The organism is Neiella litorisoli (assembly GCF_014773395.1).
Taxonomy (GTDB): Bacteria; Pseudomonadota; Gammaproteobacteria; order Enterobacterales; family Neiellaceae; genus Neiella; species Neiella litorisoli.
In genome coordinates, this window is record NZ_JACXAF010000013.1 from 146,101 (window position 1) to 154,581 (window position 8,481).

Sequence of the window (8,481 nt, forward strand, 5' to 3'; positions counted from 1 at the left end):
TTTATCATGGTTTCGGTGCGTCAAGCCCACCAACAGGATCACGCGTCAACCGCCGATTGGTTGGCTGCCTTGCCGCTTGCTAATCACACCCAAGCAAAACGTTTTGCCGAGGTGTACCAGCAAGTCGCCGACCTTGCGGGCGATGCCGAACAAAACCAACGCCTGTTGCTGCAAGGGCGCGAGATGGTTGAGATCCTCGTGACCCTGAACATGGACATCGATACCCTGCTTGCAGCGCTAATGACACCATTGGTGCAGGCTGATGTGATTGCCCGAGAAGCCATTGAAGAGTTGTTTGGTGCTGACATCCAAACGCTGATCCAGAACGTCGACACCATGGATGCTATCAGCACGCTGCATAATCAGAGTGAAAGCGCATCGGCGGCACAAGTCGACAAACTGCGGCGGATGTTGCTAGCCATGGCCGAAGATGTGCGAGCCGTTGTTATTAAGCTGGCTTCACAGATTTGCTATCTGCGTTCGGTCAAAAATGCCGATGAAGACACTCGGGTAATGGTGGCACGACAAACCTCGACGATTTATGCGCCGCTTGCCAATCGACTGGGGATCGGTCAGCTCAAGTGGGAATTGGAAGATTATGCGTTTCGCTATCAACATCCTGAAACCTATAAACAAATTGCCAAACAGCTGAAAGAAAAACGGCTTGATCGCGAGCGTTACATTACTGAATTCGTCTCTGCCCTAGAGACGGCGCTGGAGAAAGAAGGTATCCAAGCCGAAGTGCAAGGGCGCCCCAAGCACATCTACAGCATCTGGAAAAAGATGCAGCGGAAGAATCTGACGTTCGACAAGTTGTTTGATGTCCGCGCGGTGCGTATTTTGACCGACCAATTGCAAGACTGTTACGGCGCGCTTGGCGTGGTGCATACCAACTGGAAACACCTGCCGAAAGAATTTGATGACTATGTTGCCACGCCCAAGCCCAATGGCTACCGCTCGATCCACACCGTTGTCATCGGCCCGGAAGGCAAGAACGTTGAGATTCAGATCCGCACCCATGAAATGCACGAAGACTCCGAACTTGGTGTGGCGGCGCACTGGAAATACAAAGAAGGCGGTAGCTCAAGCAGTAAATACGAAGAGAAAATCGCTTGGTTGCGGAAAATTCTGGCGTGGCAAGATGATGTTGCTGAAAGTGGCGATCTGGCTGAGGAATTACGCAATCAGGTGGTTGAAGATCGGGTCTATGTGTTTACCCCGAATGGCGATGTAGTCGACCTGCCTGCTGGCTCCACTCCGCTCGATTTCGCTTATTACGTTCACTCGCAAGTGGGTAATCGCTGCATTGGTTCGAAGGTTGACGGTCGCATCGTGCCGTTTACCTATACCTTGCAAAGCGGTGATCGGGTCGAAATCTTAACTGCTAAAAATGGCAAGCCCAGCCGCGATTGGCTCAACCCGAATATGGGTTACATCAATTCGGCCCGCGCCCGAGCCAAGGTCCAGCATTGGTTCAAATTGCAGGATAAAGATTCCAACCTGCAAGCCGGTAAAGAATTGCTCGAGGCTGAGCTGGCCAAGGTCAATATTGATATCAAGCACATTGGTTTGGCGGTGAAGCGTTTTAACGTTAATCGGGTCGAAGATCTGCAAGCGGCAATTGGCGCCGGCGATATTCGCTTAAATCAGGTGATTAACTATCTGCAAAGCCAGCTTCATAAACCAAGCGACGAAGAACTCGCTGAGCGGCTGATCAAACGCACCAATCACACCCCAAAGAAAAAGAGCAAAGATGCGGTGGTGGTTGATGGTGTCGGTAATCTGATGACCAATATTGCTCGCTGTTGTCAGCCAGTGCCGGGGGATGCCATTGGTGGCTATATCACCCAGGGCCGAGGCATTTCGGTTCACCGGCTCGATTGCGACCAATTCCATGATTTGGCCGAAGCCCACCCAGAGCGGGTGATTGATGTCCGCTGGGGCGAAAACTACTCCGGCGGCTACGCCATTACCATTCGGGTGATCTCGATGGATCGCAGCGGCTTGCTGCGCGATATCACCACCTTACTGGCCAATGAAAAAATCAATGTCATGGGCATGACCACGCGCTCTAACGCTGCCGATCAAACCGCGACTATTGATATGGATGTTGAGATTTACAACATTGATACAGTCTCGCGAATGCTGACCCGAATTGGTCAGCTCAACGGGGTGATTGAAACGCGCAGGCTTTAGTTACGCAAGTACCGACGGAGGTTATCGCTCCTCGGAACAGACTTGTTGTTACAGCTTGATGCCCGAACGCTGTCATCAAGCGCAATGTCGGTGGCGCACGTTGTTGGTGTTTGAGGGGGAAGATTATCGTTTCTCCGAATAGGCTTGTTGTAGCTTGAGGCCCGAGCGCTGTCATCAAGCACAATGTCGGTGGCGCAAGTTGTTGGTGTTTGAGGGGGAGGATTATCGTTCCTCCGAATAGGCTTGTTGTAGCTTGAAGCACGAGCGCTGTCATCAAGCACAATATCGGTGAGGCATGTTGTTGGTGTTTGAGGGGACAAGCATCCGCCGCATGGACGCGGCGGCTGAGCCATCAGGGATGATTTTACGGCGTCTTGTCCCATTAAATTCCAACAACGTGCCTTTGCTTCATCGTACTTAGGAGAATTCCGTGAGCCAATCCAGCTCGATTCAACAATTACTCGAGATTATGGCCAAGTTACGCGATCCCAATGGTGGTTGCCCTTGGGATATCAAACAAGACTTTGACAGCATCGTGCCGTACACCATTGAAGAAGCGTATGAAGTGGCCGACGCCATTGAGCAACGAGACTTTGATGAACTGCGGCTCGAACTGGGCGATTTGCTGTTGCAGGTGGTTTTTCATGCCCAGATGGCGAAAGAGCAATCCTTGTTTGATTTTGATGATGTGGTTGCCGGCATTAATGAAAAATTGATTCGCCGCCATCCTCATGTCTTTGCCAATCAAGCCTTTGCCGACGAAGCGGCTGTTACCGCCAATTGGGAAGCAGAAAAACAAAAAGAGCGGGCGCAAAAAGGCTCTGCCGACAGTGGCTTGCTGGACTCCGTAACCCTCGGGCTACCAGCTCTCTCTCGCGCTAATAAGTTGCAAAAGAAAGCGTCAAAGGTTGGCTTTGACTGGCCCTCGCCGGAGCCGGTATTTGCCAAGATCAAAGAAGAGTTGGATGAAGTTGCCGAGGAGTTGGCTGCATCTGACATCAACAAAACGCGCCTCGAGGCTGAAATCGGCGATTTGCTATTTGCCGTGGTTAATCTGGCGCGTCATCACCACATCGATCCTGAACACGCATTGCGAGTCAGTAACGGTAGCTTTCAACGCCGCTTTGGTTTTATTGAACAAACACTAGCTGCCGAAGGTCGTTCATTTGCAGACAGCAATTTAGCAGAAATGGATGCGCTGTGGCGTGAAGCAAAAAAGCACTTTAATAACTAGTAAACTAGTGTTTATTACCGCCAATAGGGTCGATACCAGCAGCTACCCCGAGGTTTAATTTTTATAATTCCTGCGCAATTGGGGGCTGCCGATTATGGAATATGACCCAGCTCGGTTTTGGACGAAAACAATTTAGTGCAAATATTCAGGAGAAGCTAAGCCTCCTTTAATCCGGTGGTTAAATTCAGTGTGCCACTACAGAGACCACTCAAAATAGACAAAAAATTTAAGTCCGATGTAGTGCACTTTTTGAGCTTTATGCAGTCTGACATGACATCGGCATCATTCTCATCTTTTCACACAAGTTGTTTGGTTGCTTCACAATGCATAAAAAAAGCAGCAATTCGCGTCTTCCATTACCGGTCATCACATCTCAAAGGCAACACGGAAGAGACGAAAGTTTTAGAAATAGGTATGTAAATATTGAGGTAAAAAATGAGCACACGCACCGAGTTTGTTAACAGCATTATCGCAGAGGCCCTGTTGAGGAAAGTTAATGAAGCATTAACTGGTCAGCTTCCAGAAGGCGTTCAGGTAGTCCTAGAGGCCGACGATAAGGAGGAAGCCTTTGGAATCCTTGCTGTCGACCAGCACGGCCACATACAGCATGTCGTAGAAAGTACCGTCGGTTTCGGCATCTCCGATGGTGAGCAACGCCGGTGGATATTAAACATTTTGGACGGTATCGCTGCTGGTGCGCGCCTTACGGCTAAATATAAATGATCTGCACTGGTAATTTTGGAAATTATCGAAGGAACGAGGCAATGACTGATAATTAGCTGTTTAGTAGCTTCTATCAGGAAGACATATCGCGTCTCGCCGGAGAGTCGCCGCTCAAACAAGCTTTGGCGCAATTCAAATTTATGGCTGCTGTGATTGCCATTGGCCATAGAGGATGTCGGAAAAGTCGACTTCTGTTAGCTCTCCAATGATCAAAGCGACCATTGTGTCGGCTAGCCTATCGTCGTCATCTTCTAATTCGTAATCGTTGAGAGATAGATATTCAAGTGCAACAGCAAGACCGGTTCGCTTATTTGCATCGGTAAACCCATGAGCTACTCCAAGTGCGGCGGCATACTTTGCCGCAATTTCAAAAACATCATCTAGACCGGAGTAGACAATTGCATTATCAATGCGTCCTAAAGCCCCCTCGATTTCCTTATTTCGGCAGTTTAATAGCAAGGTTCTGAGCGTTAATTTCAACAACGCGCTGAACTGAAAACTGAATAATTGCCATTACATATCAGCCAGTTTCTTGAACGTTTTTGGGTGCGTTCTCAGAGCTAGCTTGGTTTCGGAGTAAACAATTTGCTTACCCTCTAGGCCACTAAGATCTAAAGATTTGGTTGCCTTAATGTGAGGCCGTTTTGATGGGCGTGGAAGGCTCTTAATAATCTCGTTCATAATTCCTCAATTGGCATCGTTCAAACATGGCCGATTACGCAGGTCAAGTTATACCCTAGCAACCGCATCTAGGCTCATTCAATGCTCCGTGAATGCGGTCAGATTGTCTTCGAATGATGCTGATACACCCAGCTCGTTGCATCATGGCCGTTGTTAATTAAATTTAATCGACACTAAATGATGCCAAACTGACAGTCGCCAATAAATTGTTTTGCATTGATTTGGATAAATAAACCGGTTGTTGATGTGGATCAGCTCAAGAGTCAGTGAAAAACTGTGATCTGAGTTTGTTAACCGGGAGGCCCGCTGATATACTGTCGCCCCGTCTTTTGGTGATCTTTTGATCACGCATAACATCTATCACTCAGCTCTCAGGTTCAGAATGACGACTCGTTATATATTTGTCACTGGTGGGGTAGTTTCATCCCTAGGTAAAGGTATTGCTGCAGCATCGCTCGGCGCCGTGTTAGAAGGACGGGGACTGGATGTCACCATCATGAAACTGGATCCGTACATTAACGTTGATCCGGGTACCATGAGCCCAACTCAGCACGGTGAAGTATTTGTCACCGAGGATGGTGCTGAGACCGATCTGGACTTAGGTCACTACGAACGCTTTATTCGCACCAAGACCTCCAAACGCAACAACTTCACCACAGGTAAAGTCTATGCCGACGTACTTCGCAAAGAACGTCGTGGCGACTACCTCGGTGCCACTATTCAGGTTATTCCACACATCACCAACGCCATTAAAGAGCGGGTGATTGCCGGTGGCGAAGGCCATGATGTGGCCATTGTTGAAGTCGGCGGCACCGTTGGTGATATTGAATCACTGCCGTTTTTGGAAGCCATTCGCCAGTTGGGCGTTGAGCTGGGCCGTGAGCGCGCCATGTTCATGCACCTGACGCTGGTGCCATACTTGGCTGCCGCCGGTGAAGTGAAAACCAAGCCAACCCAGCACTCGGTAAAAGAACTCCGTTCAATTGGTATTCAGCCAGATATTCTAATCTGTCGCTCTGATCGGACCATTCCTGCGAATGAACGTCGCAAGATTGCTTTGTTTACCAATGTTGAAGAACGTGCCGTTGTGGCACTGAAAGATCTCGACAGCATTTACAAGATCCCTGCGGTGCTGAAATCGCAAGGCCTCGACGAATTGATTTGTCGTCGTTTCCACATTGATGCGCCAGAAGCCAATCTGAGCGAGTGGGAGCAGGTGATCTTCGAAGAAGCCAACCCAGTGGGCGAAGTGACCATCGGTATGGTCGGCAAGTACATTACTTTGCCAGACGCCTACAAGTCGGTGAACGAAGCATTGAAACATGGTGGCCTGAAAAACCGTTTGAATGTCACCATCAAATACATCGACTCACAAGACGTCGAGAGCAAAGGCGAAGAGGTGCTCGAAGGCATTGACGCCATTTTGGTCCCAGGCGGCTTTGGTGAGCGTGGCGTTGAAGGCAAAATTGCCGCCGCTCAATACGCTCGTGAAAACAATATCCCATACTTGGGCATCTGCTTGGGTATGCAGGTCGCGCTGATTGAATTTTCGCGCAACGTCGCTGGTTTGGAAGGCGCTCACTCGACTGAGTTTGAGCCAGAATCACCTGCGCCGGTTGTTGGCCTGATCACCGAATGGCTTGATGCCGAAGGTCAGGTTGAGCAGCGCACGGAGACCAGTGACTTGGGCGGCACTATGCGTTTAGGTGGTCAACAATGTCACTTAGAAGATGGTTCAAAAGCGCGCGAACTCTACGGTGCTGGCACCATTGTTGAGCGTCACCGTCACCGTTATGAAGTCAACAACAACTATGTTGAAAAGCTAAAACAAGCCGGTTTAGTGTTCTCTGGTCTAAGTGAAGACAAAAAGTTGGTTGAGATCATTGAGCTGGCAGACCATCCGTGGTTTATTGCGTGCCAATTCCACCCGGAGTTTACGTCAACCCCGCGTGATGGCCACCCACTGTTTAGTGGTTTTGTGAAAGCCGCTGGTGAGTACCAAAAAGCCAACTAAACTTTAAACGCCGAATTCAGGGCCGTTGAGTAAGTAGTTCAGCGGCTTTCATTTCACACGTAAATAAATGGATATGAGGAATAACCATGTCTGACATCGTTAAAATCATCGGTCGTGAAATCATCGACTCTCGTGGTAACCCAACTGTTGAAGCCGAAGTACACTTGGCTGACGGCTCTGTAGGCCTAGCAGCTGCTCCTTCTGGTGCTTCTACTGGTTCTCGCGAGGCGCTAGAGCTGCGTGATGGCGACAAAAGCCGCTTCTTGGGTAAAGGCGTTCTGAAAGCTGTTGAAGCTGTGAACGGCCCAATTGCTGGTGCTCTTGTTGGTAAAGATGCCAAAGACCAAGCAACTATTGACCAAATCATGATCGATTTGGACGGCACAGAAAACAAATCACAATTCGGTGCAAACGCTATCTTGGCTGTTTCTCTAGCCAACGCTAAAGCTGCAGCTGCTGCCAAAGGCATGCCTTTGTACGAGCACATTGCTGAGCTGAATGGCACTGCTGGTGTATTCTCTATGCCGCTGCCAATGATGAACATCATCAACGGTGGTGAGCACGCTGACAACAACGTAGACATCCAAGAGTTCATGATTCAGCCAGTTGGCGCCAAAACTCTGAAAGAAGGTCTGCGTATCGGTGCGGAAGTATTCCACAACCTAGCCAAAGTTCTGAAAGGCAAGGGCATGAGCACTGCGGTTGGTGACGAAGGTGGTTTCGCTCCTAACCTAGAGTCAAACGCTGCTGCACTGGCTGCAATTAAAGAAGCGGTTGAGTTGGCTGGCTACGAGCTGGGCAAAGACGTAACTCTGGCTATGGACTGTGCTGCTTCTGAGTTCTACGACAAAGAAGCTGGTAACTACAACATGAAGGGCGAAGGCAAGATCTTCACTTCTGAAGAGTTCAACCACTACTTGGAAGGCCTAGTTGCTGAGTACCCAATCGTTTCTATCGAAGACGGTTTGGACGAGTCTGACTGGGACGGTTTCGCACACCAAACTAAATTGCTGGGCGACAAAATCCAATTGGTTGGTGACGACTTGTTCGTAACTAACACCAAGATCCTAGCCGAAGGTATCGAGAAAGGCATCGCGAACTCTATCCTGATCAAATTCAACCAGATCGGTTCTTTGACTGAAACTCTGGCTGCGATCAAGATGGCGAAAGACGCTGGTTACACTGCCGTTATCTCTCACCGTTCAGGTGAAACTGAAGATGCAACCATTGCTGACCTAGCTGTTGGTACTGCTGCAGGCCAAATCAAGACTGGTTCTATGAGCCGTTCTGACCGTGTTGCTAAGTACAACCAGCTGATCCGTATCGAAGAAGCTCTAGGTTCTAAAGCTCCTTACAACGGTCTGAAAGAAGTTAAAGGTCAATAATTTATTGGATTACTCCTCAGAAGCGCCCATGACTTCGTTGGAAATGCTCATTTGCAATAGCAAACTGCGCGTTTCCGCCTTGTCCTGAACACTTCTGAGTTCAATCCAAACAAATTATTTAGCTGATTTAGCTCATTAAAAACCTCGCCTCGGCCTGTCTTTCATACACAAATCCCTCGATGCAGATCGGGGGATTTTTTTTGAACTCATATTGCTTTTGCTGATCACAATAATTCACTCTATGCCAA

The 8,481-nt window shown here is 48.9% G+C and carries 6 protein-coding genes; 5 read left to right on the plus strand and 1 reads right to left on the minus strand.

Annotated elements, in window-relative coordinates:
• The first annotated feature begins 6 nt into the window (after positions 1-6).
• The 3 genes from relA (at position 7) to IC617_RS11280 (ending at position 4,153) form a co-directional block, all read left to right on the plus strand.
• Positions 7-2,196, plus strand: coding sequence for a GTP diphosphokinase (gene relA, locus IC617_RS11270; RefSeq protein WP_191145091.1), 2,190 nt, complete (start codon positions 7-9; stop codon positions 2,194-2,196).
• A gap of 430 nt (positions 2,197-2,626) precedes the next feature.
• The gene (mazG, locus tag IC617_RS11275) at positions 2,627-3,430 is read left to right on the plus strand and encodes a nucleoside triphosphate pyrophosphohydrolase (RefSeq protein ID WP_369410394.1); all 804 of its coding nucleotides are present in this window, start codon (positions 2,627-2,629) and stop codon (positions 3,428-3,430) included.
• A gap of 435 nt (positions 3,431-3,865) precedes the next feature.
• A complete protein-coding gene (locus IC617_RS11280; protein ID WP_191145092.1) occupies positions 3,866-4,153 on the plus strand; it encodes a hypothetical protein in 288 nt (95 codons plus the stop codon).
• Positions 4,154-4,291: 138 nt separating this feature from the next.
• Here IC617_RS11280 and IC617_RS11285 read toward each other — a convergent pair whose 3' ends face one another.
• On the minus strand, positions 4,292-4,633 hold the full coding sequence (locus IC617_RS11285) for a type II toxin-antitoxin system death-on-curing family toxin (protein ID WP_369410395.1): 342 nt from the start codon (positions 4,631-4,633) through the stop codon (positions 4,292-4,294).
• 583 nt (positions 4,634-5,216) lie between these two features.
• Here IC617_RS11285 and pyrG point away from each other — a divergent pair.
• On the plus strand, positions 5,217-6,848 hold the full coding sequence (pyrG, locus tag IC617_RS11290; protein ID WP_191145093.1) for a CTP synthase: 1,632 nt from the start codon (positions 5,217-5,219) through the stop codon (positions 6,846-6,848).
• Between the two features lie 86 nt (positions 6,849-6,934).
• Positions 6,935-8,233 (plus strand): phosphopyruvate hydratase, encoded by a 1,299-nt coding sequence (eno, locus tag IC617_RS11295; protein WP_191145094.1) that lies wholly within the window; start codon positions 6,935-6,937, stop codon positions 8,231-8,233.
• The last annotated feature ends 248 nt before the right edge of the window (positions 8,234-8,481 follow it).